Origin of the sequence: Pseudoalteromonas sp. 0303 (genome assembly GCF_013349995.1) — a bacterium.
Lineage (GTDB): Bacteria > Pseudomonadota > Gammaproteobacteria > Enterobacterales > Alteromonadaceae > Pseudoalteromonas.
On sequence record NZ_JABVXF010000001.1, the window covers coordinates 173,099 to 199,433 of the forward strand.

At 40.4% G+C, this 26,335-nt stretch carries 27 protein-coding genes; 22 read left to right on the top strand and 5 right to left on the bottom strand.

The features are described 5' to 3' along the window. Positions 1-73: 73 nt before the first annotated feature. Together HUS62_RS00815 and HUS62_RS00820 are read right to left on the bottom strand one after the other, a co-directional pair. Positions 74-1,567: a DUF3413 domain-containing protein gene (locus HUS62_RS00815; RefSeq protein ID WP_175078230.1), complete on the bottom strand. Its 1,494-nt coding sequence runs from the start codon at positions 1,565-1,567 to the stop codon at positions 74-76. Between the two features lie 5 nt (positions 1,568-1,572). Further along, on the bottom strand, positions 1,573-1,785 hold the full coding sequence (locus HUS62_RS00820) for a DUF1414 domain-containing protein (RefSeq protein ID WP_036967930.1): 213 nt from the start codon (positions 1,783-1,785) through the stop codon (positions 1,573-1,575). Between the two features lie 63 nt (positions 1,786-1,848). On the opposite strand from HUS62_RS00820, the gene yejK reads away from it, so the two are divergent. The 5 genes from yejK (at position 1,849) to HUS62_RS00845 (ending at position 5,650) form a co-directional block, all read left to right on the top strand. Further along, positions 1,849-2,865 carry a nucleoid-associated protein YejK gene (gene yejK / locus HUS62_RS00825; RefSeq protein ID WP_054554703.1) on the top strand — a complete coding sequence of 339 codons (1,017 nt, stop codon included), beginning with the start codon at positions 1,849-1,851 and terminating at the stop codon, positions 2,863-2,865. A 395-nt stretch (positions 2,866-3,260) separates the two neighbouring features. Further along, complete coding sequence (locus HUS62_RS00830) at positions 3,261-3,749, top strand: hypothetical protein (RefSeq protein WP_175078231.1); 489 nt, start codon at positions 3,261-3,263, stop codon at positions 3,747-3,749. 75 nt (positions 3,750-3,824) lie between these two features. After that, positions 3,825-4,274: a DUF3291 domain-containing protein gene (locus HUS62_RS00835; RefSeq protein ID WP_175078232.1), complete on the top strand. Its 450-nt coding sequence runs from the start codon at positions 3,825-3,827 to the stop codon at positions 4,272-4,274. After that, the gene (locus tag HUS62_RS00840; protein WP_175078233.1) at positions 4,275-4,784 is read left to right on the top strand and encodes a GNAT family N-acetyltransferase; all 510 of its coding nucleotides are present in this window, start codon (positions 4,275-4,277) and stop codon (positions 4,782-4,784) included. Then, positions 4,784-5,650 (top strand): PhzF family phenazine biosynthesis protein, encoded by an 867-nt coding sequence (locus tag HUS62_RS00845; RefSeq protein WP_175078234.1) that lies wholly within the window; start codon positions 4,784-4,786, stop codon positions 5,648-5,650. Before HUS62_RS00840 ends, HUS62_RS00845 begins: the two co-directional genes overlap by 1 nt. A gap of 58 nt (positions 5,651-5,708) precedes the next feature. Here HUS62_RS00845 and rne read toward each other — a convergent pair whose 3' ends face one another. Beyond that, a complete protein-coding gene (gene rne, locus HUS62_RS00850; RefSeq protein ID WP_175078235.1) occupies positions 5,709-8,930 on the bottom strand; it encodes a ribonuclease E in 3,222 nt (1,073 codons plus the stop codon). Positions 8,931-9,549: 619 nt separating this feature from the next. Between rne and rluC the strand changes: the two genes are divergently transcribed. Beyond that, positions 9,550-10,518 (top strand): 23S rRNA pseudouridine(955/2504/2580) synthase RluC, encoded by a 969-nt coding sequence (gene rluC / locus HUS62_RS00855; RefSeq protein WP_175078236.1) that lies wholly within the window; start codon positions 9,550-9,552, stop codon positions 10,516-10,518. Beyond that, positions 10,505-11,197 carry an HAD family hydrolase gene (locus HUS62_RS00860; RefSeq protein ID WP_175078237.1) on the top strand — a complete coding sequence of 231 codons (693 nt, stop codon included), beginning with the start codon at positions 10,505-10,507 and terminating at the stop codon, positions 11,195-11,197. Before rluC ends, HUS62_RS00860 begins: the two co-directional genes overlap by 14 nt. Here HUS62_RS00860 and HUS62_RS00865 read toward each other — a convergent pair. Further along, positions 11,145-11,741: a nucleoside triphosphate pyrophosphatase gene (locus HUS62_RS00865; RefSeq protein ID WP_175078238.1), complete on the bottom strand. Its 597-nt coding sequence runs from the start codon at positions 11,739-11,741 to the stop codon at positions 11,145-11,147. The two genes, HUS62_RS00860 and HUS62_RS00865, sit on opposite strands and share 53 nt — an antisense overlap. A 141-nt stretch (positions 11,742-11,882) precedes the next feature. On the opposite strand from HUS62_RS00865, the gene yceD reads away from it, so the two are divergent. The 14 genes from yceD (at position 11,883) to HUS62_RS00935 (ending at position 23,582) form a co-directional block, all read left to right on the top strand. Then, the gene (gene yceD / locus HUS62_RS00870) at positions 11,883-12,407 is read left to right on the top strand and encodes a 23S rRNA accumulation protein YceD (RefSeq protein ID WP_175078239.1); all 525 of its coding nucleotides are present in this window, start codon (positions 11,883-11,885) and stop codon (positions 12,405-12,407) included. Positions 12,408-12,417: 10 nt separating this feature from the next. Further along, positions 12,418-12,588: a 50S ribosomal protein L32 gene (gene rpmF / locus HUS62_RS00875; RefSeq protein WP_036967969.1), complete on the top strand. Its 171-nt coding sequence runs from the start codon at positions 12,418-12,420 to the stop codon at positions 12,586-12,588. A gap of 11 nt (positions 12,589-12,599) precedes the next feature. After that, positions 12,600-13,628 carry a phosphate acyltransferase PlsX gene (gene plsX / locus HUS62_RS00880; protein ID WP_054554712.1) on the top strand — a complete coding sequence of 343 codons (1,029 nt, stop codon included), beginning with the start codon at positions 12,600-12,602 and terminating at the stop codon, positions 13,626-13,628. A gap of 70 nt (positions 13,629-13,698) precedes the next feature. Further along, positions 13,699-14,625 (top strand): ACP S-malonyltransferase, encoded by a 927-nt coding sequence (fabD, locus tag HUS62_RS00885; RefSeq protein WP_167657743.1) that lies wholly within the window; start codon positions 13,699-13,701, stop codon positions 14,623-14,625. An 11-nt stretch (positions 14,626-14,636) separates the two neighbouring features. Continuing rightward, positions 14,637-15,383, top strand: coding sequence for a 3-oxoacyl-ACP reductase FabG (gene fabG / locus HUS62_RS00890; protein WP_054554714.1), 747 nt, complete (start codon positions 14,637-14,639; stop codon positions 15,381-15,383). A gap of 238 nt (positions 15,384-15,621) precedes the next feature. Beyond that, positions 15,622-15,858, top strand: coding sequence for an acyl carrier protein (gene acpP, locus HUS62_RS00895; RefSeq protein ID WP_016707440.1), 237 nt, complete (start codon positions 15,622-15,624; stop codon positions 15,856-15,858). A 117-nt stretch (positions 15,859-15,975) separates the two neighbouring features. Then, positions 15,976-17,214, top strand: coding sequence for a beta-ketoacyl-ACP synthase II (fabF, locus tag HUS62_RS00900; protein ID WP_054554715.1), 1,239 nt, complete (start codon positions 15,976-15,978; stop codon positions 17,212-17,214). A 57-nt stretch (positions 17,215-17,271) separates the two neighbouring features. After that, positions 17,272-18,084, top strand: coding sequence for an aminodeoxychorismate lyase (gene pabC, locus HUS62_RS00905; RefSeq protein WP_175078240.1), 813 nt, complete (start codon positions 17,272-17,274; stop codon positions 18,082-18,084). After that, positions 18,081-19,058: an endolytic transglycosylase MltG gene (mltG, locus tag HUS62_RS00910; protein ID WP_175078241.1), complete on the top strand. Its 978-nt coding sequence runs from the start codon at positions 18,081-18,083 to the stop codon at positions 19,056-19,058. The genes pabC and mltG overlap by 4 nt, the downstream gene beginning before the upstream one ends. An 18-nt stretch (positions 19,059-19,076) precedes the next feature. Continuing rightward, positions 19,077-19,703, top strand: coding sequence for a dTMP kinase (gene tmk, locus HUS62_RS00915; RefSeq protein WP_054561369.1), 627 nt, complete (start codon positions 19,077-19,079; stop codon positions 19,701-19,703). Position 19,704: 1 nt separating this feature from the next. After that, positions 19,705-20,598 (top strand): DNA polymerase III subunit, encoded by an 894-nt coding sequence (locus HUS62_RS00920; RefSeq protein WP_175078242.1) that lies wholly within the window; start codon positions 19,705-19,707, stop codon positions 20,596-20,598. A gap of 8 nt (positions 20,599-20,606) precedes the next feature. Beyond that, complete coding sequence (locus HUS62_RS00925; RefSeq protein ID WP_054554720.1) at positions 20,607-20,933, top strand: PilZ domain-containing protein; 327 nt, start codon at positions 20,607-20,609, stop codon at positions 20,931-20,933. Positions 20,934-20,946: 13 nt separating this feature from the next. Continuing rightward, positions 20,947-21,726: a TatD family hydrolase gene (locus tag HUS62_RS00930; protein ID WP_175078243.1), complete on the top strand. Its 780-nt coding sequence runs from the start codon at positions 20,947-20,949 to the stop codon at positions 21,724-21,726. A 35-nt stretch (positions 21,727-21,761) separates the two neighbouring features. Further along, positions 21,762-23,582, top strand: coding sequence for an alkaline phosphatase D family protein (locus tag HUS62_RS00935; RefSeq protein WP_175078397.1), 1,821 nt, complete (start codon positions 21,762-21,764; stop codon positions 23,580-23,582). A gap of 254 nt (positions 23,583-23,836) precedes the next feature. Here the strand turns inward: HUS62_RS00935 and rsmF are convergent, their stop codons facing one another. Next, positions 23,837-25,276, bottom strand: coding sequence for a 16S rRNA (cytosine(1407)-C(5))-methyltransferase RsmF (gene rsmF / locus HUS62_RS00940; RefSeq protein ID WP_175078244.1), 1,440 nt, complete (start codon positions 25,274-25,276; stop codon positions 23,837-23,839). Between the two features lie 281 nt (positions 25,277-25,557). Between rsmF and HUS62_RS00945 the strand changes: the two genes are divergently transcribed. Beyond that, a complete protein-coding gene (locus tag HUS62_RS00945; RefSeq protein ID WP_054554723.1) occupies positions 25,558-26,262 on the top strand; it encodes a GntR family transcriptional regulator in 705 nt (234 codons plus the stop codon). The last annotated feature ends 73 nt before the right edge of the window (positions 26,263-26,335 follow it).

Here is a 26,335-nt window from a genome sequence, read left to right on the forward strand (position 1 = left end):
CGTCCGTGTCTCCTAATCAATTAAGGTGTCTAATATCTAAAGCTAGCTCGAAATAATGATTTATCAATAAGCGCTAGGGCGTATATCGTTTCAGCTTTTTAATGCTTTGCACTAAGAATGGAATATCTAATCCTTGTTCAATGGCAAAGCCTTGCGCTGCTGAGATATTTTTAAAGTTACCGTCTGAATCTATCAGAGTAATTCTGTCTTTTTTAAATGCGATAAATACATTTTGCGAGTAGTTAACACCGGTGTCGTCATGGCGTTTGTATAAGTTACTACCCAACATGCTTTGTTTTGCGAGTGTTTTACAACCTAGGTAATGCCCTACGCTGGTGGCGATAATATCACTTGGTTGAATAAGGCCCTCGGTTTGTACAACTTTTTTATCTGAGCTGTATAAACGAGAGGCTGTAACAATACCATTGCTCTGCTGTGCAAGACTAAAGGCAAACACGGCATTAGCAGATTCACGCGCTTGTGTTGTAGCGTCTGCGCGTACAAGGCGAACCGCTGGGTTTTGGTCGTCGTTATTAATAAATTCGAATTGCTCAAAACCATTAATTTGAATTGAGCGATTATCAGCAAGCCACACAGGCAGTTGCTGTTTGTCTAGAATAGGGGCTTTGTAAAATGCTGGCAGGCCGTACACTAAACTAAATAGCGTATCTTCGGTTTCTACTGGCTGTAAGAACAAGTCTGTCTTGCGTAGTGAAGGCTCAGTGGCAACAAATTGCTCAAGGTCAGCATTATTTTCAAATACTAAAATATCGATAGTCGCACTCGACTCAGCTTTACACTCGGCAAGTGGAGTAGGTGCTAAGTAATCAATATTATGTGGGTCAAGCCTCACATCGTGTGCTTCTTTGTAGCTTTCTAGATCTAGCAAATCGTTTTTAGCTAATAAGCTTTTTGCTGTAGTAGGGTAAGACAACGGCAATACATTATCTTGTTTAGTGATATCAAATTTTAAATTCGCATCAGCCCAAATATGAATACTGTGGCTAAGTGCAAAGCACACTAAAATTGTGCTGGTTGCATAGCGCGGGAACTTATATTGTTTTAAGCGTGCCAAATGGTGCCAGGTGTAGTTACTGACTAATAACTGGAACGCTAAAATTAGCAGCACAATGCCGCCCGCAAGAATCGTTGTTAATGCCGGTGAGCTTGTTAAGCGGTGCCACAACAAAGAAACGATTTCAGGTAGAGCAGACGTATTTAAGTGATAACCCAAGTTAAAATAAACATAGGCATCAAGCGTTAAGAATGACGCGCCGAGGGTTGCAATAATGGCTGCCATCCCTCGGATATGCCGAGGGTATGGAAACACTAAGCTTAATGGAAATATCGTTAAAACAAAGGCAATAAAAGTAATAAAGCTGGTGTGGCTTAACCAGGTCACGAGCATGTATAAATAGCCCATGAAGGTTGTCGGTGCACTGTCTGCAACTAAGTAGCTTAAGCTAATAAATAGCACTAAACCTATGTTTGCAAAGGTGAACCAATGGCCCCAACTTAAAAGTTGACTTACTTTTGAAGAAAACTGACTTTGTTGCGATAAATTCATAAATCTTATTTAACCGACTGTGCTAATGCTTTGGCAAAGTTGTCGGCAACAGCTTGTCTTTTCTCTGATGGTACATGCTCTTTTAAAATATGCGTGATAGAATTTCCTAAACACATAAGGCTTAAATCAACAGGCGCTTTGTGCTCTGTTAGTACATCAATCAGCTGATCAACGATTTGTTCTACTTGCTCATTAGAATATTTTGATATGATAGGCATCAGTTGGTTCGATAAAAAGAGTTATATTCCCGTATTTTAACACCAGAGGCGTGAAAAACAAAGATGACAATAGATGTTAAAAAATTAGTCGTTCATTATGTAGACAAAAAAGATGACGATACAGATATTCATTTACGCAATGATGAGATGGTTGTTAACGATAAAGTAGCCGTTTTTATAGAGCAGCTACACCATGCATATAATGGTAAGCCAGGTAAAGGCTACTGTGCATTCAGCGGCGAGAAAAACAGCATTGTTGCTTCGGCTATGCAAAGTTACCGTAACGACGAACTTGGTTTTTGGCACATGACAGAGCAAGCAACAAATGTGCTAAAAGAAGAGTTAAATAAGTATGCCTTTAATGAAACGGGTTATTTAGTTTTTTGCCATTATCAATATGTTGCAAGTGACTTCTTGTTAATTGCGATGATCAATATTAAAGAGCATTACTCAATTACTTCTGAGCTTGATTTAGCTTCATCTCGTCACTTAGATATTTCGCGTATGCAACTAGCTGCACGTGTAGATTTAACTGCGTGGGATACGCAACCAGAAGATAATCGCTATGTGTCGTTTATTAAAGGTCGTGCAGGTCGTAAAGTGGCTGACTTCTTTTTAGACTTTTTAGGCTGCGAAGAGGGCATTGATCCTAAACAGCAAAGCCAAGTTATGCTTAGTGCTGTAGAAGACTATTTATCTGAGCAACAATACGACAAGTCAGAAAAAGATGAGCTACGTAAGCAAGTTTTTGATTACTGTAATGATTGCGTAACCACAGGTGAAGATGCCAACGTTAAAGAGCTTTCTGCAACCTTATCGAAAAATGACGACAGTCCATTTGAAAGCTTCTGCCAAGAGCAAAGCTATGACTTAGAAGAGTCGTTCCCTGTTGATAAGAAAACAGTCACTAGTATGGTGAAGTTCTCTGGCATGGGCGGCGGTGTTAGCGTGAGCTTTGAACGTAAACACTTAGGTGAACGCGTAATGTATAACGAAGCAACCGATACACTAGTGATCAAAGGTATTCCACCTAATCTTAAAGACCAGCTTCAGCGCTTTATGGAGCAAGACGAAAGTTAATTTGACTCAAGCTTAAAGCTCTAAGTTTTAAGCGATAAGGCGATAGATAACAGTTTTATAGCCCAGCACTTGCTGGGCTTTTTAGTTTTGGGTACTTTAAAACATTATTACTACTACAAAGAAGAAACATTGCATCACTATAGTTTTGTAGCGGCAAATAGTTGTAAAGTTGTGCTAGATACTGTCAGCCTTTTCAGAAAAATTTTTAGAATGGTTAAGTGAAAAGAGTATTTAAATTATTTCTCTAGTCATTAGAGATTGTAGAATAAAATTAAATTAGTTATTTATAGCTAATATTAACTTGTTTTTTATTTTTTAATGTGGTTTGGGGTTTATAGTTATTTATATATATATTATTTTCAGGTTTCGATTAATTGCTGATGAGATGAGTGTAAATGGAAAGTTATATCGCAATTTTAATTTCTGCTGGCTTTACATCGATAATTGGTAGTATTGCAGTAATTGTCAATTTTCGAATTAACCAAAGGAATAGGAAAATTAATAACACATTACAGCTGGCTAAAGATTTTGATCAAGATCATTCATTTGTTAAGGTTAGAATGTTCATGTGGGAGAAGTTTTTAGACTTACCTAAAAATAATTATGATTGGGAAGACTTAATTATTGAATATAAATCTAACAAAAAATCACCAGAGTTAGTGAATATTACAGATAATGATTTAATAGCACTAAATAGAGTCGCAGCTTTTTATAAAATGATAGCTGGATTAATAGAAAATAATGAAGTTGACATAAAGCTACTACGCTCTTTGTTTGGCTACAATTATAATAGGTTTTGGCAACCTTTAAGAGATAAATTCGAAACTCATACGAATAAAAATGATAGACCATTGTTTGTTAAAATTCCTGAGCTAGAGGATTGACTTTTAGCTTATGCTATAAACTTTTAGCTTATGCTATAAATAGGTATTTTAGAATTTATGGTAATTAAGAAATAAATGAAACTTGCCCAACTAAATATTGCTCTTGCTAAATATCCATTGGATGCCCCAGAAATAAAAGATTTTGTTGATAATCTTGATTTAATAAATGGCGTTGCTGAAAACAGTGCAGGTTTTGTATGGAGATTAAAAGACGAATCAGGCGATGCCACCAATATTAAATTGTTTGATGATCCGAATATGATAATTAATATGTCTGTGTGGGAAAGCGTTGAAGATCTTAAAAATTTTATGTTTCGCACACATCACAGAGATTTCATGTGCAGAAAAGGTGAATGGTTTCAGCGCTTATCAGAAGATAGCTATGTTTTATGGTGGGTTGAAGATAAGCATATTCCAACACCTCAAGAGGCATTAGAAAGGTTGAAATATCTGCGAGATAACGGCGACACACCCTATGCTTTTACGTTTAAAAGTAATTTTACGGCTGAAGATCTAAGAGGTTAAATGGCTCTTTCATTTAATACACCGAGACTAAACGTTATTGAAATAAACTCTAATACCGCTAAATTAGAGAAAACTGCTTTAGTTAACGCCTTACCTGCGATATTAACCCCCGCTGTAGTTGCAAACTTACCGGATTATTTTCAGGGGATAGATTCTATAGCTGCTGAAAAGTGGCTGGATAACATGCTTAACGAGTGCCGTTTATTAATGCTGCAATCTCAACACCAAGAAGTTGTTGGGCTTTTATTTATCTATACCGAAAACCATGATGCTCATATAGGTTATTTGTTAGCTGAGCAATATTGGGGGCAGGGTCTTGCATTTGAGTTATTGCAGGGATTTATAAACCTCGCTGGTACTCAGTCACAATGGCATAAGTTCATTGCTGGTGTTGATGAGTCAAATACACCATCAATTAAACTTTTAAAAAAGTTGGCTTTTGAAAAGCAAGCATCTAAGGAAAATGGCATGTTGTTTTATGAATTAAACTTAAACCAAGGCATACAATAATGATAATAACTGCATTTTTAGTTAACTCGTTTAGTGCAAATAATACAGGCGGCAACCCAGCAGGTGTTGTGTTGAATGCAGATAAACTCACCAGCGCAGAAAAACTGACGATTGCAAAAGAAATTGGCTTTTCAGAAACCGCATTTGTGGCGCAAGATCATGAAGTTGACTTTGCTGTATCATTTTTTACGACAACGGAAGAAGTTGATTTTTGTGGCCATGCAACCCTAGCGGTGTTTGCTACGCTCTTCGAACAAGGGTTATTAAAACCTGGCTATTACACTCAACGGACAAAAGCGGGCCTGTTAGGCGTAACAATTGCCGAAGACGGTCAAGTTACCATGGAGCAAGCCTTGCCAAAATACCTTGGGGGCTTTGCTTATGACGACCTTGCAGGCTTATTAGGGCTTGGTGAAACGACTCTGGCAGAAACCGGCTTGCCGATCGATGTAATAACTACAGGATTGCCGGATATTATAGTCGCTGTGCCGAATGGCTACTTAGATAAAATCACTATCGATGAAGTGGCGCTTAGCGAGTTCTGCCAACAGCATAACGTGATAGGTGTGCATGCCTTTGAATTATGTGAAGAGCAAAGTGAGCTGACCGCAAGCTGTCGTAACTTTGCGCCTTTGGTTGGTATACCCGAAGAGTCAGCAACCGGTAGTGCCAGTGGTGCGCTTGCATGCTATTTATCAAAACACGTATTTGTACAGCAAGAAAACCATTTCAAGTTTGAACAAGGCCGAGCGATGGGGTGCAGTTCACATATTTCTGCCAGTGTTTATTCGGATGAGCAGGGTGTTTATAAGGTTCTTGTAGGTGGCTATGCAAATCACCTAGGTACACAAGATATTACTTTATAAGAAGAATACATACAAAAAAGCCGCGTTATAAACGCGGCTTTTTTATTAAGTGACTAAATTAATCAGCCGCTAAGGTTTTTGCCATATCAGCACGGGCTCTGCCAGCAGGTTTAATTGAACCTGCACGAAGGCCGCTATCTGGAATAGCTACACGTTTATCATGGGCCATAGCTTCTGGTGTTGGCTCTGGCTCACTATCTGCAACTGGCGTAGGTTTTGCCATTGCAGCGCTTGCAGAACCTTTTACTAAAACAGTTTTTTCATTTTTAGCAGGTTCTACAGCTTTCACTGGTTCTTCAGTTTTAACTGACTCTTCAGCTTTCACTGGTTCTTCAGTTTTAAGTGACTCTTCAGCTTTCACTGGTTCTTCAGTTTTAACTGACTCTTCAGCTTGTACTGGCTCTTCAGCTTTCACTGGCTCTTCAGTTTTTACCGGTTCTTCAGCTTTAACAGGTTCTTCAGCTTTTACTGGCTCTTCAGTTTTCACTGGTTCTTCAGCTTTTACTGGTTCTTCAGCTTTAACTGGCTCTTCAGCTTTTACTGGTTCTTCAGTTTTAACTGGCTCTTCAGCTTTTACTGGTTCTTCAGTTTTAACTGGCTCTTCAGCTTTTACTGGTTCTTCAGTTTTTACTGGTTCTTCAGTTTTTACTGGTTCTTCAGCTTGTGCTGGTTCTTCAGTTTTTACTGGTTCTTCAGCTTTTACTGGTTCTTCAGCTTTAACAGGTTCTTCAGTTTTTACTGGTTCTTCAGCTTTTACAGGTTCTTCAGTTTCAGCCTGAGCCTGTTTTGCTTTTAGCTCAGCTTCATATTCAGCAGCAGCTTGGTCGGCAACTGGAATAAATGCTGGCGCATCAGTTTTCTCATCACTTGATTTTTCATCATGCTCAGGGCGACGGCGACGTTGACCAGCAGCACGTAAGTGGCGAGGTGAACGACGAGAGCGTGTACGAGGTTGAGCTTGTTCTTCATCAGTTGATGATTCAACTACCGATTCAGTTTGCTCTGTTTGTTTAGGCTCAGCGTCAGCTTTTACTGGTTCTGCAGGTACTTGCTTTTCAGCAACTGGCTGTTCTGCTTGTTCAGTTTCAACTGCTACTTTTTCTTTTGCAGGCTTAGCTGGTTTTTCAGCTTTAGGTGCTTGCTCAGTTGTTTCAGTCGTTTGTACTGCTTTTGCTTCATCTGCGCTTTCATCTGTTACGCGAACTTTTTTGCGTAAGTTGCGACGTTGACGACGAACCTTAGGTTTAGTTTCCTTTGGCTGCTCAGACTTCGTCTCTGGTGCAGTGTCTTTATTCGTTTGTTCTACATCATCATTACGTTTTTCATTACGTTTTCTGTTGTTAGAATTACGACGACGTTTGTTGCGATTCTCGTTACCTTCTTTTTGCTCAGGCTTATTTGAAGTATTTGTGTTTTCTTCTTTAGCTTGTGCATCGTCAGGACGTTTATTACGAGAGTTGCGACGGCGCTGGTTGTTGCTACGGCGACGGTTGTCGTTGTTGCGACGATTATTGCTACGTCTTTGTGCAGCTTTTTTCTCTTCTTGCTCTTTTTCAGCTTCTTCTTCGGCATTGCTGAATAACGACTTGAAGAACTTACCAATGGCAGCAAATAATCCACCTTCTGACTTTTTAGCCGCAGGTGTTGTTTGCTCAGCTTTCGGTGCAGCTTGAGGCGCAGGTGTAGTAGGCATAACAACACCTTTAAGAACCGGCTCTTCACGAACTGGTGCTGAAGGCGCTTTAGCCATTTCAAATGCTTCTGGCTCAGGAGCAACAACTTGCTCGTAGCTTACTGTTTCGATTGTTTCGTCTTTACGTAAGCGAACTACTTCGTAATGTGGCGTTTCCATGTGTTGATTAGGAATGATCACAACATCAACGTTATGGCGCTTTTCGATGCGTTGCACGCTACGACGTTTTTCGTTTAATAGGTAAGCGGCAACAGCCACAGGTACCTGTGCATTTACTTGTGATGTGTTGTCTTTGATTGCTTCTTCTTCGATTAAACGAAGGATAGACAATGCAATTGATTCGTTAGAGCGAATCGTACCTTGGCCATTACAACGAGGACATGGACCTTGGCTTGCTTCACCTAATGAAGGGCGTAAGCGCTGACGCGACATTTCAAGCAGACCAAAACGTGAGATCTTACCAATCTGTACACGGGCACGGTCAGGGCGAGCAGCGTCTTTTAAACGATTCTCTACTTCGCGTTGGTGGCGTGGTGGTGTCATATCGATGAAGTCGATAACAATAAGACCACCTAAGTCACGTAAACGTAATTGACGGGCAATTTCGTCTGCCGCTTCTAAGTTAGTATTAAGTGCTGTTTCTTCGATATCACCGCCTTTAGTGGCTTTAGATGAGTTGATATCGATAGACGTAAGCGCTTCAGTTGGGTCAATTACAATTGAACCACCTGATGGTAAGCGAACCTCACGTTGGAAAGCAGACTCAATTTGGCTTTCAATTTGGTAGTGGGTGAATAGTGGTACATCGCCCTGATAAAGCTTAACACGGCTCATGAAGTCAGGACGGAAACGCTCAATATGGGCTTTCGCTTCTTCAAATACACGTGCTTTATCAATTAAAATTTCACCAATATCACGACGTAAATAGTCACGGATTGCGCGGAAAATTACGTTACTTTCTTGGTGAATTAAGAACGGAGCAGGGCCGCTATCAGCAGCTTGCTGAATCGCTTGCCAATGCACTAATAGTGCTTTTAAGTCGTACTCTAGTTCTTCAAATGATTTACCAACACCTGCAGTACGAACAATTAAGCCCATACCTTTAGGTAGTTCTAAACGGCTCAGTGCTTCTTTAAGTTCAGTACGCTCATCACCTTCGATACGGCGAGAAATACCACCGGCACGAGGGTTGTTAGGCATAAGTACTAAATAGCTACCTGCAACGCTGATAAAAGTCGTTAACGCAGCGCCTTTTTGGCCACGCTCTTCTTTATCAACTTGCACAATTACTTCTTGGCCTTCTTTGATCACGTCACGGATATTTGGACGACCTTGGAATGTATAGCCTTGTGGGAAGTAGGTGCGAGCTATTTCTTTAAGAGGAAGGAAACCGTGTCTCTCAGCGCCATAATCAACAAAGGCAGCTTCTAGTGACGGTTCGATACGGGTAATTTTACCCTTGTAAATATTTGCTTTTTTTTGTTCGTGACCTGGGCTCTCTATGTCTAAATCATACAGGCGCTGGCCATCAACCAGTGCAACGCGCATTTCTTCTTGCTGCGTCGCATTGATTAGCATACGTTTCATATTGTTACTCTACTAATTCTGTCGCTGACATGACGATATAAACTCGTCTGTTCAGTGGTTTCTGACGGTTGTTTTTGTGCAGTCTCACGACTGGGTAAAGTCAAAACCTGAAGTTGTTTGCTTACATTGAGCATCACTAGGTGTGGCTGACAATAACATGTTGTCACGTTATTAAATTCTTATAGGTGTCAAAACTGCCGCCAATTCTGCGGTTTTAATTTACGAGTTTTGTCCCGAAGTCGACCATGTTCAAATTTTTATTCAATGTCTTGCTACAACAGCTGCTTCTGAATGACGTTGCTACGTCGTCACTATCAGTCAATTTATCTTGTTCAATTGCTTTTTATGTTCATTAATCAACATTCGTGCTCAAATTATTCAGGCAATATATTACGCGCATCGCCGATAATTGAACGCTCGTGTTGGCTGGGTAATTATAAAAGCTTTGGAAAACTTAGCGCGGATCTGTATGATCGGCAACCCAGAATATGCTTCACGAATGTATTAATGTGATAAAAGCACCGTTGTTACTTGCAAACTTTATGTTCGCGACGGTGATTATCCCACTATTACAGTCGCGTTAGCAACTAAATTATTTACTTAAATCAGTGATTAGGCAATGTCAGAAAAAACCGGCTTACAAGTTTCGTTTGTTACCATAGGTGAAGACCATCTAGGTCAACGTATTGATAACTTTCTTATTACTTACCTAAAAGGTGTGCCTAAAAGTGCAGTTTATAAAATCCTTCGTAAAGGCGAAGTGCGAGTAAATAAAAAACGCATAAAACCTGTCTACAAACTACAACTAAATGATGTGGTTCGTATTCCACCTATTAAAGTGGCCGAAAAAGAAGAGTTTGTGCCAAAGAAACTCGATAAAGTAAAACAACTTGAAGACGCCATTTTGTTTGAAGACAAGTATTTAATGGTGATCAACAAGCCTTCGGGTATGGCTGTGCATGGTGGCAGTGGCCTAAGTTATGGCTTAATCGAAGCACTTCGCGTACTTCGTCCTGAAGAGCGTAGTTTAGAGCTTGTACACCGACTAGACCGTGACACATCAGGTTGCTTGCTTATTTCTAAACGTCGTTCAGTGTTAACTGATTTACATAAACAGTTACGTGAAAAAACCATGGAGAAAAACTATTGGGCATTAGTTGATGGTCAATGGGACTCTAAAACGAAAAACGTTACTGAAGGACTTCGTAAAAACACCTTGAAGTCTGGTGAGCGTGTAGTTCGTGTTGATAATACCGAAGGTAAACCATCGCACACGCGTTTTCGTGTGCTTGAGCGATATGCTGAGTGCTCATTAGTGCAAGCGTCGCCGGTAACAGGGCGTACTCACCAAATTCGTGTACATACGCAATGTAAAGGTCATCCAATTGCGTGTGATGATAAATACGGCGTTGCAGAGTTTGATCAATACGTAAATAAGCTGACTGGTTTAAATCGTTTGTTTTTACACGCCCATGATTTACGTTTTATGCACCCTAAAAACGAAACAACTATGCATGTTGAAGCACCACTCGATAATGCACTTCAAAACTGTATCAAAAAGCTACGTGCCGATAATGAACAAGTTTAAGCTGGTTATTTTTGATTGGGATGGCACTGTGATGGACTCTGTGCCAAAAATTGTTACCTGCCTGCGAAATACTGCGCGAGATTTAGGTATTCCTGTTCCAACAGAGCAACAAGCAAAAGACGTTATTGGTTTATCGCTGGCAAAAGCCACTGAAGTGCTTTTTCCGGCGCATTTACATTTAAGCGACGAACTCGTTGCAGGTTATAAAGCACAGTACCGTGAGTTAGATGTTACACCTACACCTTTATTTAAAGATGTAGAATCCGTTTTAAAGCAATTAAGCGATGCAGATATGCAATTGGCTGTGGCTACCGGTAAAGGACGTGAAGGCATTAATAGGCTTCTTAATGAGTCAGGCCTTGGTAAGTACTTTTTGAATGTAAAATGTTCAGATGATGCTGAGTCGAAGCCATCTCCAGATATGCTTGAGCAAATTTTACACGAGCAGGGTATAGCAAAAGCTGATGCTGTGATGATTGGCGATAGCCAACTCGATATGGCAATGGCTAATGCCGCAGGTATTGCTTGTATTGGAGTGAGTTTTGGTGCCCATAGCCCGGCGCAGTTGCAACAACATGCGCCGTTATGTGTTGTTGATTCATACCAACAACTTTTACAGGTTTTAACTACGCCCCTTGCAGCGTTAACACGTCAACACCAAACTCAGCCAGCACTTTAGTTAATGTGATCAGTGGCAGGCCTATCAATGTATTAGGATCATCGCCACTGAGCTTTTCAAATAAACAGATGCCTAATCCTTCACTTTTAAAGCTGCCTGCACAGTTGTATGGCTGCTCTGCATCGCAATAAGCATTGATCTGTTTAAGTGTGAGTGCTTTAAATGTCACATCAAATGGCACCACGGTGGTAATTGCTTTATCGCTTTGTATATCAAATACACTTAAACCCGTTAAAAAGGTCACTGTATGGCCACCAAACGATGAAAGCTGCTTAATGGCATTCTCTTTAGTATGAGGTTTACCTAAAATTGTATCGTTGAATACCGCAACTTGATCCGAGCCAATTACCAAACCTTCACTATAATGTTGTTTGGCAACACGGGCTTTTTGTTCGCTTAAACGAGCAACTAATTGCTCTGGCGTTTCAGCTGCGATAGGGGACTCATCAATATCTGGAGAAAAACTTTGAAAAGGTAAGTTAAACTTAGTTAATAATTGCTGTCTAAATGGTGAGCTTGACGCTAATATAAGTGTTGGTTTCATAATAAATTCTGGATGAAAATTGTATTTTGCCAAGGATAAGCCACAATGAATCCGAAAACAAAGCAGAAGATCGTTAAAAACCTACCAAAATTGGTTTTTTACTTTGACTAACTTACTAACTATCTATATGATGCAGCCCCTATGCAAAAGGTGAAAATTCCCATCACTCTTCATCCCAGCAAAGCAGCTCAACATCGTTTAACGTATGACGGTATTGTCCCGCTTGAAAAACTTTCTCGTTTAGAGCAAGTTGTGCAGGAGGAAGCAGGTGAAATAGCGGTAAAGATTCATTGCAAAATTGACGAGCAAGGTTTAGTGGTAATAAGTGGTAACTTATCAACACATGTAACTGTAACTTGTCAACGCTGTAATGGAGAATTAGGGTTGGATTTGGAACAAGACTTTGTGTATTCGCCAATTGGTTTGGATGCAGAGTCAGATCATCTACCTGAAGGTTACGATGAAGTAGAGCTGGACGAAAACGGTGAAATCAACGTATTTGAGTTAATCGAAGACGAACTGATTTTAGCTATTCCAATAGTGCCTACACACAACGAAGCTTCATGCAGTTATTCATCAGAGCCTACTAGCTTTGGTAAATTAGCAGCAAAAGTTGACAAACCAAATCCATTTGATATTTTGAAACAACTTAAGAAAGATTCTTAGGAGAAGACTAATGGCTGTACAAAAAAGCAAAAAGTCTCGTGCAAGACGCGGCATGCGCCGTTCACACGATGCGATCAGTGGTCCAACTTTAACTGTAGATCAAGTTTCTGGTGAGACTCACCGTCGTCACCACGTAACTGCTGACGGTTACTACAAAGGCGTTAAAGTAATTTCTAACTAAGAGATTGCTATATGCTGACCAATCTAACCATAGCGTTAGATATGATGGGGGGCGATTACGGCCCCCGTTCATCTATCCCCGCTGCCGTGCAAGCGGTAAATGCTAATACCAACTTAAGGCTCATCTTATGTGGTAATCAGCAAGTTATTCTAAAAGAACTCGAAGCACTCGATTCTGTCTCACACCCTCGTTTAATAATTCGCCATTGTAGCGAAGTCGTCACAAATGCGTGTGAACCTGCTTCAGCGGTTCGTTCTAAAAAAGATTCATCAATGCGAGTTGCCCTCGATTTAGTTAAATCGGGTGAAGCGCAAGCGTGTGTAAGCTCTGGTAATACAGGCGCGTTATTTTTTATGGCGCACTATGTATTAAAGATGCTTCCAGGCGTAAAACGTCCTGCATTAATCTCTGCTGTTCCAACCGAACGTAAAAACCCTGTTTATTTGCTTGATTTAGGTGCGAATGTGCATTGTGATGCACAAACCCTTTATCAATTTGGCATTATGGGTTCTGTGGTAGCAGGGCAGGCACTTGGATGTGATAACCCAAGAGTTAGTTTATTGAATATTGGCTCTGAAGACATCAAAGGGCATGAAGGAATAAAACAAGCTGCACAGTTAATGCAGCAGTGTGAATATCTCAACTACACAGGTTACAGTGAAGGTAGTGATATTTTCAGTGGAAAAGCTGATGTTATTGTGTGCGAAGGATTTGTAGGTAATGTGGCATTAAAAACCTGTGAAGGTATTGCCAAACTGATCATGCATAAACTCACCAAAGCCTTACACAAGCATTTCTTATACAAAAGTTTAGCGTTTTTATTGCGTCCAGTGATAAAAAAACTCTACAAGCGGGTGAACCCCGACCAGTATAACGGCGCAAGTCTGGTAGGATTGCGCGGTATTGTTGTTAAAAGCCATGGCAATGCCTCACCAAAGGCGTTTCATGCTGCTATTGATGAAGCCGCGCGGGAAGTCGAACGCCAACTCCCTGAAAAAATCGCTGCGATTTTTGAGCAAACACATCCAACAACAAAGTAGTGCAGCATATCTAAAACTTGTTATGCTGCTTGCTACAGAATATTTTTTTGTTTAATTATAAGAGCAAAGTATGGCACATAAAATTGCACTCGTATTTCCAGGTCAAGGCTCACAAACTGTGGGCATGTTATCTGAACTATTAGCTGATTCACAAATTGCTAAAGCAACATTCGCTGAAGCATCTGAAGCTCTTGGCTATGATCTAGCTGCACTTGTACTAAATGGTCCAGAAGAAGAATTAAATCAAACCCATCGTACACAACCAGCACTTCTTACTGCTAGTGTTGCTATTTACCGTCAATGGTTAGACGCAAACCCTGATGCCGATGTTGTTATGGCTGGTCACAGTTTAGGCGAGTATTCAGCATTAGTTTGTGCTGGTGTTGTAAGCTTAAGCGAAGCAGTTAAACTAGTTGAAAATCGTGGTTTATATATGCAAGAAGCAGTACCTGCGGGTGTTGGTTCTATGGCTGCAATCATCGGCTTAGGTGACGACGAAATCAAAGCAGCGTGTGAAGCATCAGCAAATGGTGAAGTTGTTTCACCAGTAAACTACAACTCACCAGGTCAGGTTGTTATTGCCGGTCACAAAGCGGCAGTTGAGCGTGCATCAGAAGCATGTAAAGAAGCAGGTGCTAAACGTGCTTTACCACTTGCAGTAAGCGTACCTTCTCACTGTGAACTAATGAAACCAGCTGCTGAAAAATTAGCTGCTGATTTAGCCGCTTTAACATTTAATACACCTAAGTGTGATGTAATCAACAACGTTGATGTAAAAGCTGAGCAATCAAGTGAAGCAATTAAAGATGCATTAGTACGTCAACTTTACAGCCCAGTTCGCTGGACTGAAACTGTACAAGCATTAGTTGCTCAAGGTATCACACAAAGCTATGAGTTTGGCCCAGGTAAAGTATTAACGGGTCTTGCTAAACGAATTGATAAAGCAATGGTATGTGCTGCGGTTAATACGCAAGCTGCTATTGATGAAGCGAAATAAGTAGGAATAGAATGACAAATTTATTTTCTCTTGAGGGCAAGGTTGTCCTAATCACTGGTGCAAGCCGTGGTATTGGTAAAGCGATTGCAAATACGCTAGTTGCACAAGGTGCAAAAGTAGCGGGTACTGCAACAAGCGAATCAGGTGCTGCTAAAATCAGTGAATACCTAGGTGACAACGGTAAAGGTTATGCCCTTAACGTTACAGATCCTGAATCGATTGAGGCGACACTTGCTGCGATCAAGGCTGATTTAGGCGATATCGACGTATTAGTTAACAATGCGGGTATTACTCGCGATAACTTATTAATGCGTATGAAAGACGGTGAGTGGGATGACATCATCGATACTAACCTAAGCTCAATTTTCCGTTTATCTAAGGCTGTTTTACGCCCTATGATGAAAAAGAAAAATGGCCGTATCATTAATATCGGTTCTGTTGTGGGCACTATGGGTAATGCGGGTCAAGCTAACTATGCTGCAGCGAAAGCGGGTGTAATTGGTTTTACTAAGTCATTAGCACGCGAAGTGGCATCACGTGGCATTACAGTGAACGTTGTTGCACCTGGTTTTATCCAAACAGATATGACAGACGAGCTGACTGAAGACCAAAAAGCAGCTACCCTTGCAAATGTACCTGCAGGGCGTTTAGGCCAACCTGAAGAAATCGCTGCTGCGGTATGTTATTTAGCATCAGACGCTGCTGCGTATGTATCAGGCGAAACATTGCACGTAAATGGCGCGATGTACATGGTTTAATGAAAGTTAGCAAAAATTTGATAACGAAAGATTATCGAAAATTGTTGAATTTTTTGTGATCTTGCTTTAAACATACTTGAATTCGCTATTAAAATAAGCGATAAATGAACAAATACTATTCGAGAGGTTTGACCAGATAAGTAATTATCAGCAAATCCTTGAATCACAGAATTATGCGGCGTAAACTACGCCGCAATCTGAAAATAACGCATTGGCGTTTTTAATAAAGGAAAGAAGAATGAGCGACATCCAAGAACGCGTAAAGAAAATTATCATTGAGCAACTAGGTGTTAAAGAAGAAGAAGTAAAACATGAAGCTTCTTTCGTTGACGACTTAGGTGCTGATTCACTTGACACTGTAGAACTAGTAATGGCTCTTGAAGAAGAGTTCGACACTGAGATCCCAGACGAAGAAGCTGAAAAGATCACTACAGTTCAAGCTGCAATCGATTACGTTACAGCTCACGCTGAGTAATTTTACGCATTTTGATTTTAAGGGCAGCATTAAGCTGCCCTTAGTCTATCTATAGAATGATACTAATAAATTTGGTATACACCCCACCTAAAATAATTCCCTTATTGGAGGCAACCCGTGGCTAAACGTCGAGTCGTCGTAACTGGCTTAGGAATGTTGACACCGCTAGGTAATGATGTTGAATCTACTTGGCAAGGTTTGTTAAACGGTAAAAGTGGTATTCAAACTATCACGCATTTCGATACCTCAAGTTTCGGCACCAAATTCGCAGGTTTGCTGAATGACTTTGATGCATCAGCTTACATGTCACCGAAAGATGCAAAGAAAATGGATTTGTTTATCCAATATGGCATTGCAGCGGGTGTACAAGCACTACAAGATTCTGGTCTAGAGATCACTGAAGAAAACGCCACTCGTGTTGGTGTAGCAGTGGGTTCTGGCATCGGTGGTTTAACTTTAATTGAAGAAAACCACATCAAACTATTAAACAGCGGCCCGCGTAAGCTTTCTCCGTTTTACGTGCCTTCGACCATTATCAATATGATTTCTGGTCATTTATCGATTATGCACGGTTTACGTGGCCCTAATATTTCAATCGTTACAGCCTGTACTACAGGTCTACATAACATTGGTCATGCTGCGCGTATGATTGCATACGGCGATGCAGATGCAATGGTAGCCGGTGGTGCTGAAAAAGCATCGACACCAATTGGTATGGGTGGTTTTAATGCAGCACGTGCATTATCAACTCGTAACGACGATCCACAAGCAGCATCTCGCCCTTGGGATAAAGACCGTGACGGTTTTGTTCTTGCCGATGGTGCTGGTGTTATCGTACTTGAAGAATATGAGCATGCTAAAGCACGTGGCGCGAAAATCTACGCTGAACTCGTTGGTTTTGGTATGAGTGGTGATGCATATCACATGACGTCTCCACCTGAAGACGGTGCAGGCGCAGCTCTAGCGATGGAAAATGCCCTAAATGATGCACAAGTTAATGCAGACCAAGTTGGTTACATTAATGCTCACGGTACATCGACTAATGCAGGCGATAAAGCCGAAACATCAGCTGTTAAAACTATTTTTGGCGATGCAGCGAAAGATGTGATGGTAAGTTCATCTAAATCAATGATGGGTCACTTGTTAGGTGCAGCAGGCTCGGTAGAGTCGATCATTACTATCTTGTCACTTGTTGACCAGAAAGTAAGCCCTACAATCAACCTTGATAACCCAGATGAAGGCTGTGATTTAGACTACGTACCGCACACTGCACGTGACGCTAAATTGGATTACGCACTATGTAATTCATTTGGTTTTGGTGGTACTAATGGCTCGTTGCTGTTTAAAAAGGTATAATTCTTTTTAACAACGGACTAAAAAGAAGAGCCCAGTTGTTTAACTGGGCTTTTTTGTATGAGTAAATTAAAACAAACAATAAAAATAATCACACCAGACACTACAATAAGCACGCAAGACCGTGGCTTAAATTATGGTGACGGCTTCTTTACCACAGGCTCTGTGGTTAATTCTGTCGTTGAGCACTGGGATTTACACAAAGCGCGTTTAGAAGAATGCGCGCAAAGACTATTTTTCCCCGAATTAGATTTATCTGCAATTGAGCGCGAAGTTAACCACGCAATCAGTGATACACAAACCGGTATTTTAAAAATAGTTATCACCCGTGGTGCAGGTGGGCGTGGTTATGGCTTACCAGATACACCAAGTATTCAAGTGCTGATCAGTGTAATGCCTGCAGTTTCACACTATAAAAGTTGGCAGCAGCAGGGCGTAAGCTTAGCAGTCAGCGACGTAAAACTTGCACATCAACCTTTACTTGCAGGCTTAAAAACATTGAACCGTTTAGAGCAAGTGCTTATCAAAAAGCAAATGAGCAGCCTTGAATGTGATGACGTTGTTGTACTTGATTATGATAACAATGCGATTGAGTGCTCTGCTGCAAATATTTTTGCTATTAAAGACGGTCAAGTTATATCACCTAAGTTAGACCGCTGCGGTATCACTGGGGTTTATCTCAGCGCTTTATGTGATAAGTTAGCCATTGAATTTAAAGCAATCCAATTCGATGAGCTTTTAGCTATGGATGCCGTATTTATGTGCAATAGTTTAATGGGCGTGGTGCCCGTTGCACGAATTGCTGATACACAGTTTGATATTGAATGCAGTAAAGCGCTATTAACGGCGCAGTTTGCCAAGGAGAGTGTGTGATAAAAGTCATTATTAGCGTGCTGTTATTAGCATTGCTATGTTGTGGTATTGGCTATCAACAGCTTCAATCAGCATTAAAAATGCCGTTAAAAGTTGAAAATAGTACTTTATTTAAAGTAGAACGTGGCACCGGCTTTAATCAGCTTTGCCAAGCATGGCAAACAAAGCAGTGGGTTGATAGCTGCTTTAAATTTCAAGTACTTGCTAAATTAGATCCTACGCTTACTGATCTAAAAGCGGGTCTATATGAACTGGATACAAGCGCAGTTATTGATAATATTCGTCGTATCAATCAAGGTGCACAAGTAAGCTTTAGCTTTACAATTATTGAAGGTCAGCCACTTCGAGACGTTGTTGCTAATATTCAAAAGCAAGCGCATTTAAGCCAAGACTTAGATACAGAAAATTTAGCGACGCAGATAAGTAACACGGAAGAGAATTTAGAAGGCTGGTTGTTCCCTGATACCTATCACTACCACAGCGAAGATAGTGCCAGCGGCTTATTAAAACGCGCATACAACAAAATGCAGCAGGAATTAGACGCTGCATGGCAAACTAGAGCTGCAGATTTAGTATTAAGTTCACCTTATGAAGCGTTAATACTGGCTTCTATTATCGAAAAAGAAACGGGTCTTGCTTCTGAGCGACCATTAATTTCTGCGGTATTTACCAATCGTTTAAAAACCAATATGCGCTTACAAACCGATCCAACGGTTATTTATGGCATTGGTGCTGATTTTGATGGCGATATAAAACGAAAAGATTTAACAACCTATAAACCGTATAACACGTATAAGATAAAAGGCTTGCCGCCGACACCCATTGCTATGCCTTCGAAAGCAGCGATTTTGGCCGCGGTTAATCCACCTGAGTCTGAATTTGTGTATTTTGTTGCGAAAGGGGATGGCAGCCATCAATTTTCGAAAACATTGCAAGAACATAATCGAGCGGTAAAGCAGTACCAATTAAATTAACAACCAGAATTGAGTCATATGACAGCGAAATTTATAGTGATTGAAGGCCTAGAAGGGGCCGGAAAATCAACGGCTATTGCCGTATGCCAAGCTTATTTAGAGAACAAGCAAGTCGATTTTATTAATGTACGTGAGCCTGGCGGTACAGCTATGGCTGAAGAGCTGCGTAATATCGTCAAACAGGCTCACCAAGAAACAGTGACCGGTGAAACAGAGCTGTTAATCATGTATGCAGCACGCTCGCAATTGGTTGCTAATGTTATTAATCCGGCACTTGAAAAGGGCACTTGGGTTTTAGGTGATCGTCATGATCTTTCATCACAAGCATATCAAGGTGGTGGTCGTGGTATTGAACAAACTAAACTCTCTTTTTTAGCTGATATGGTGCTAAATGGTTTAAAACCTGATTTAACCATTTATTTAGATATTGACCCAGCTGTGGGGCTTGCTCGTGCAAAAGGCCGTGGTGAACTTGATCGTATCGAACAAGAAGCATTAGGCTTTTTTGAGCGCACTCGCGCACGCTACCTTGAAATAGCTAAAACTGATAGCAGTATCAAAACAGTGGATGCAAACCAAACAATGCCAGAAGTACATGCGGCAATCACAACCGTGCTTGATAACTTTTTTGCAGGTTTAAATTAATATGCCTTTGCCATGGCTTGAAGGGCTTTATCAGCAACTAGCGCAAAGTTTTGCACAGCAACGCTTTCATCATGCCCAGCTATTTAATGGTGATAAAGGTGTTGGCAAACAATGTTTAGTCGATTCGCTCGCCGATGGCTTACTTTGCGCGTCACCTGTAAATTTAAAAGCCTGTGGCAATTGTAAAAGCTGTCAACTTAATCAAGCAGGTACTCACCCTGATAAACGCGTTGTAAAGGTGGAAGGCCAAACAATAGGCGTTGATGAAATTCGTGAGATCAGTGATTTTATCAACCATTCAGCGGCACAAAATGGTAACAAAGTAGTGGTACTTGAACAGTGTCATAAAATGACCACTGCAGCGGCTAATGCTTTATTAAAAACCCTTGAAGAGCCAAGTTTGCGCCGTTATTTATTGTTAACGTGCGAACAAACAGCATTATTACCTGCAACAATTTTAAGTCGCTGTGCCGTACACGAAATAAAAGTTAACTCTGAATATACGAAAAAATGGTTAGCATCATTAAATATTGCTAATTATTCATGGTTAGAGTTGTTCGCTAGGCAGCCACTGCTTGTTCAACAGTGGCAAAATGACAACCAACTTGAAGCTGTCAATTCTCTTTATAAATTTGCAACTGAGATAAAAGACAGCCATAATTTCAGTGCGTTAGTCGACATCCTTAATAAAGATCATAGCTTGGTTAATGTATTTGCTTTGTTCTTAACAGAGCATCTTAAAACGCAATTAGTGTTAGGAATGGACTTTTTCAATTATCAGAAAGCACAATCTGCAATTTCAGAGTTTCTTTATAATAGTTCACATGTGCTTGGTTTAAACTTGGAACTAGCCATTTCAAAATTAGCGTTTACTTTACGTGAAAGCCAAAATTAGGAAGTATCGTGCAAGAATTATTAGTAGATATTGAAGACTTAGAAGAATTATATCGCTGTTACATGCCTTATCTAAAAAATGGTGGTTTGTTTGTTCGCACTAATATGCGCTTTGAAATGGGTCATTCATTGGCTTTAAAGGTCACATTACCAGATGCACTAGAGGATGATGTAGTAACAGGTAAAGTTGCTTGGATCACACCGCAAGGTGCACAAAGCTCAAACCCACCAGGTATCGGTGTTAATTTTATCGATGATAAAACCAATTTGAATGCGAAAATCGAAAAACTACTCGGTACTATGTTAAACTCCGGCAATCCGACCTATACCATGTAATAAAAGTAGTACCATGATTGTAGATTCTCATTGTCATTTAGATCGTTTAGATTTTGATAAACTCGACTTAGACTTAGACCAAGTACTCGATAATGCTCGTGCAAAGAAAGTAGAACACTTTTTATGTGTAAGCGTAACTTTAGAGCAATTCCCAAGCATGTTGGATAAAATTAAACACTATCCAGATGTTTCTGCATCATGCGGTGTGCATCCACTTGATCAAAAAGACGCACTCGATAAGCAACAGCTAATTTCACTTGCAAGCCACGACAAAGTGGTTGCAATTGGTGAAACGGGTCTTGATTACTATTACTCAAAAGACACCCACATTGTTCAGCAAGAGAGTTTTGTTGGTCATATCGACGTTGCCAATGAGCTAAATAAGCCGCTTATTATTCATACACGAGATGCCAGAGAAGACACTATTAACTTAATGCGCGCTCACAATGCCGAGAATTGTGGTGGTGTATTGCATTGTTTTACAGAAAACTGGGAAATGGCCAAAAAAGCCATTGATATGGGCTTTTATATTTCTATTTCGGGCATTGTTACGTTTAAAAATGCCGTAGAATTAAAAGACGTTGTAAAGCAAATTCCGCTAGATCGCTTATTGATCGAAACAGATTCACCGTATTTAGCGCCTGTTCCATATCGTGGTAAAACAAATCAACCAGCCTATGTTGAAGATGTCGCTTACTACATCGCTGAGTTAAAAGGGCTTACTTTTAACGAGTTAGCTGAAGCAACAACTAACAACTTTTATTCGTTGTTTAATCAAGCTAAAAGGGCGTAATAGTGCACGGCGTATCGAATTTACCTCAGTTAGTAATGGGGCCAATGGTACGCCGAGCAGATGCAGGGCGAGTGTGCTTTCAATTTGTTACAACTAGGCCTTGCCAATACCGAATTGAGTTTAACGGTGTTGAGACTTTCTCTAACTTAGAGTCAATCCAATTAGGGCAACAGCTTTACTTAAATTTCATTAATGTCATGCCAGTCAGTGGTCAGTTTGCAGTTGATTCACTGATCTATTATTCATTACATGATGAAGATAAAAGCCTTGATTTGTCGTCTTATTGCTATGAACGTGCCGAATCTCCGGCATTTGTGATCCCAAATCGACTCGATAGAATTCTTCATGGCTCGTGTCGTAACCCTCATCACCCTGCAAAAGATAGCTTTGTGGCTGCAGATAATTGGCAAAATGGTCAGCGCCAATCTCTTAATGCAGGTGCTGACTTATTATTGTTATCTGGCGACCAAATATATGCGGATGATGTCGCAGGGCCTATGCTGCTCGCGATTGAAAAAGTGATTAGCCTATTTGGTGTGTTTCAAGAGCCAGCGCTTGATTTAGATTTACCAGAAGAGTTTGAGCAGCAACTTTATCAGCGCCATTTACACTTACCCAAAGTACCTTGGCAAAAACGCAGTAAATTTGGTGTTGGTTATTGGCTTAAAAAAGATGAGCCACACTTCTCAAGTTTAAAAGCTGAAAACCACTTAATTCATTTTCAAGAATTTATAGCGCTTTATTTATTAAACTTCAGCGCTGTTACTTGGCAGCTAATTGATTTTGAATCAATTGAATGCCCAGCATTAGCCCCTAAATACGCTAATCTATTTAAACTTGAAAAAGACGCACTGCTTGGCTTTGCAAAGGGTCTTCAAAGCGTTGAAAGATTATTTGCTAATGTGTCGACATTAATGATGTTTGACGATCATGATGTCACCGATGATTGGAACTTAACCGCAGGCTGGGAGCAAGCTATTTATCAGCACCCAGCTAGCCGTCGTATTGTAAATAATGGCCTGATTAGTTATTGGTTAATGCAGGGGATTGGTAATGATGCAGGTGATAACTCGTTGTCATTATTACCCAGCTTTAAACAAAGCCTGCAGCAACAGTGCTGGCAGTTTCAAGACTTTGATAAGCTAATACTCAATTTTAACTATTGGCATTACGAGCTTAATACCATCCCCAAAGTTGTGGTGCTCGATACCCGAACCCATCGCTGGCGTAATGAACAAAACTTCAATGAACCATCTGGTTTACTTGATTGGGAAAGGCTCACTGAATTAGAAGAAAGTTTATTGTCTCACGATAAAGTGATTATTGTATCTCCAGCACCAGTGTTTGGTGTTAAATCGATTGAAGCAATCCAAGCTATTTTTAATTTTTGCGGGCAACCTTTGTTGGTTGATGTTGAAAACTGGATGGCCCATGAAGGTTCTGCTAAAAAGCTGTTAGATACTTTTCGCCGTGAAGATACACCAAAAGAAACCTTGATCCTCTCTGGTGATGTTCATTATTCATTTTGTTTTTCAGTGCAAAAACGCTTTGGTAAGCATAAAAACCGTATTTGGCAGTTAACTGCCAGTGGTATTAAAAATGAGTTCCCACGAAAACTTATCAATGTACTCGATAAGCTCGACTCAATTTTATATGCCCCGAAAAGCCCACTTAACTTTTTCACTAAACGTTGGCAAATGGAAGTAGATAAACACCAAACCATAGGCGAAGGACAAAAGTATTTAGTCAGTAATGCGGCTATCAGCTTAATTGAGCTCAATGACGGTTTACTCGCTAAATATGAACTTATTCACGCTGATAATCAAATAACTGAATTCGATTTAAACGATAATTAATCGATTGCTTTGAATAAAAAAACGCCCAGAACGAATCCGCATTGTTCTGGGCTTAGGGGGTGGCTCGTGTGAGCCTGCGCTAACTATAAAAACACCTTCTAAATTCAGTAGGGAGAAGTAGAAAGTACTTTTAAGTGTAGTTAATCAGCAGGAAATTGCACGGTAAATGTACAAATTTTATACTAGTTTAAAATCAGTCTGTTACAGCTTTTTACCTAAATTAGCGCCTTATTTATACAGTCTTTATGCGCAACTTATACCCAAGTTATCAACTGGGCATTTTGGACCAAATCACGCGGTAATGAGTTCTTAATTTTATTCTTTTGCCACTTACCAAGTCCTACCGGACAACCACATAACATTAAAACTACTTCACCATTATCTTGCGTTGGTTTTTCGAGCCTAATATCTTTACCGTTAAAGTAATCGTTTGCTTGGCAAGCAGACATCTCAAAGGTATTTTTATCGCAATCTTGGCCAAAGACAGTGGCAAACTCGTGAGTTAAGCGAACACCACCTTTGTGGATCACACCAAGTTGAATACCTAAACGTGAGTATTTAATTTTATCTTGCAGTTCATCAAAGCCATCAGGAAACAACCAGAGCTCTTTATCACGCTGCATTAACGTGCCTTTAAGTGATTTTAGACCGAACTGTTTTTTAATTGTTTGCATAAACGCTTGGCTTTGTTTTTTATCAAATTCAGCAAACGGAAATGCGCCTTTTTTAACTTTTTGATTAGGGTTATCGCTTGACGCTATTTTTTTAAATTTAGCGATGAAGAAACCTTCACTGTCGTAAGTTTGCGGCCAAACATGTAAATAACCTTCGCTGGTTGTCGCTTTGTCTGCGCCATCAAACAGGGTATCAAGCGATTGTACCTCGATGCAATCAGGAAACTCCGCTAATAGATACTCACACACTTGTTGGTTTTCAAGGGGTGTTAAAGTACAGGTCGAATAGACTAATGTGCCGCCTGGTTTTAAGGCATAAAAGGCACTTTTGATAAGGGCTTTTTGCACAGCAGCAATATCAATATTAGATTCGATTGACCAATTTTTTAAGGCGTCTGCATCCTTACGAACCGTGCCTTCACCTGAACACGGGGCATCTAGCAAAATGCTGTCGAAGCACTCATACATGTAATCCCCGAATATCACACCGTCAAAATGTGATAATGCACAATTACCCACACCCATACGTTTGAGGGTTGCAGCCAATACTTTTAAGCGTGACGATGACAACTCATTGGCCACTAACACGCCACTATTATCCATCATGGCGGCGATTTGTGATGTTTTTGAACCTGGTGCCGATGCCATATCAAGTACCGCGTCGCTTTGCTTAACTTCGGCTCTCAGTGCTACCGGTGGTAACATTGAGCTGGCTTCTTGCACATACATAGCACCACTTAAGTGTAAATCGGTATTACCGATTGCAAGGGCCGCTTCTTCGTCGCTAGGACGTGTTAGCCAGAATCCTTCTTCACACCATGGAATTGCTGTTAATTCCCATCCTTTTTTGGCGCATTGACGCTCAAATTCATCGACTGACATTTTTAAAGTATTTACGCGAACAGATCGTCTCAGTGGGCGGCGACAGGCTGCAATAAAGTCGTCTAATGATAAATGTTCAGGAAGGTAGCTTTTTACATCATCAATAAATGAGTCAGGAATATATGTATTAGCGTCCACTAAATGGCTCTCACATCACGTAATAATAGCTGGATCATACCATTTATAGCGCTATCGGGGGATATTTTTAGCTTTTTAAGAGCGATATTGAAGTGTCGACATATTGCTAATATAAATGTTCTTTATAGCCATTATTTTTGATAAATATCAATTTATGTCGACATTTTGTTGGTTTTTTAGCCTGTTTTTCCGATCTCAAGGTTGACACTTGCAATGATAGGGCGCATAGTGAACTTACAAATTGTCGACAATCTTAATTTAGTACTTTGATAGACCTATTTATGACAGAGCAAAAAGCCAACGATAACTACAACGATATCACGATAACAACTGCATCAGACCAAGTGTTTGTCGACATGCGCCGTGAAATTGTACAGGGCACCATTGAGCAGGGTAGCAAAATTTCTGAGCCAGAACTTGCTAAACGCTATGGTGTAAGCCGTGCCACCTTACGTGAGGCGCTAAATCGTTTAGAGAGCTGTTATTTGGTAGAGCGTAAAGCAAATGTCGGTTGTCGTGTTGTTGCACTAACCGCCGAGCGTTTAATCGAAGTCTATCAGGTTCGTAGTGCCTTAGAAGGGCTGGCTTGTCGGTTAGCTGCCGACAACATGGAACCTGAAGAAGTGCAGGGTTTAAAACAGTTATTGAATCAGCACTTACAAACACAGCGTGTAAAAGAAGGTGAATCATACTACCAAGAAGCGGGCGACCTTGATTTTCATTATCGCATTATTAAAGGGTCGAAAAACGCACACTTAATTCATCTTTTATGTAATGAGTTGTACCAGTTAATTCGTATGTACCGTGTACAAATGGGGATGGTTGGGCCACGTGTATCAAAAGCGTTTGATGAACACTTGGCTATTATTAATGCCATTGAAAACCATGACGGTGAATTAGCCGAAATGCTTATGAAGCGCCATATTAGTGCGTCTCAGGCAAATATTCAGACGAAGTTTGACTTACTCGCAGCAAAAAATCAGTAGCGCTGTAGTTAAACAGTCACAATTTAGATTTAAAAAATAGAGTCAGCCAAAGAGCTGAAACCGTTCAAAGATA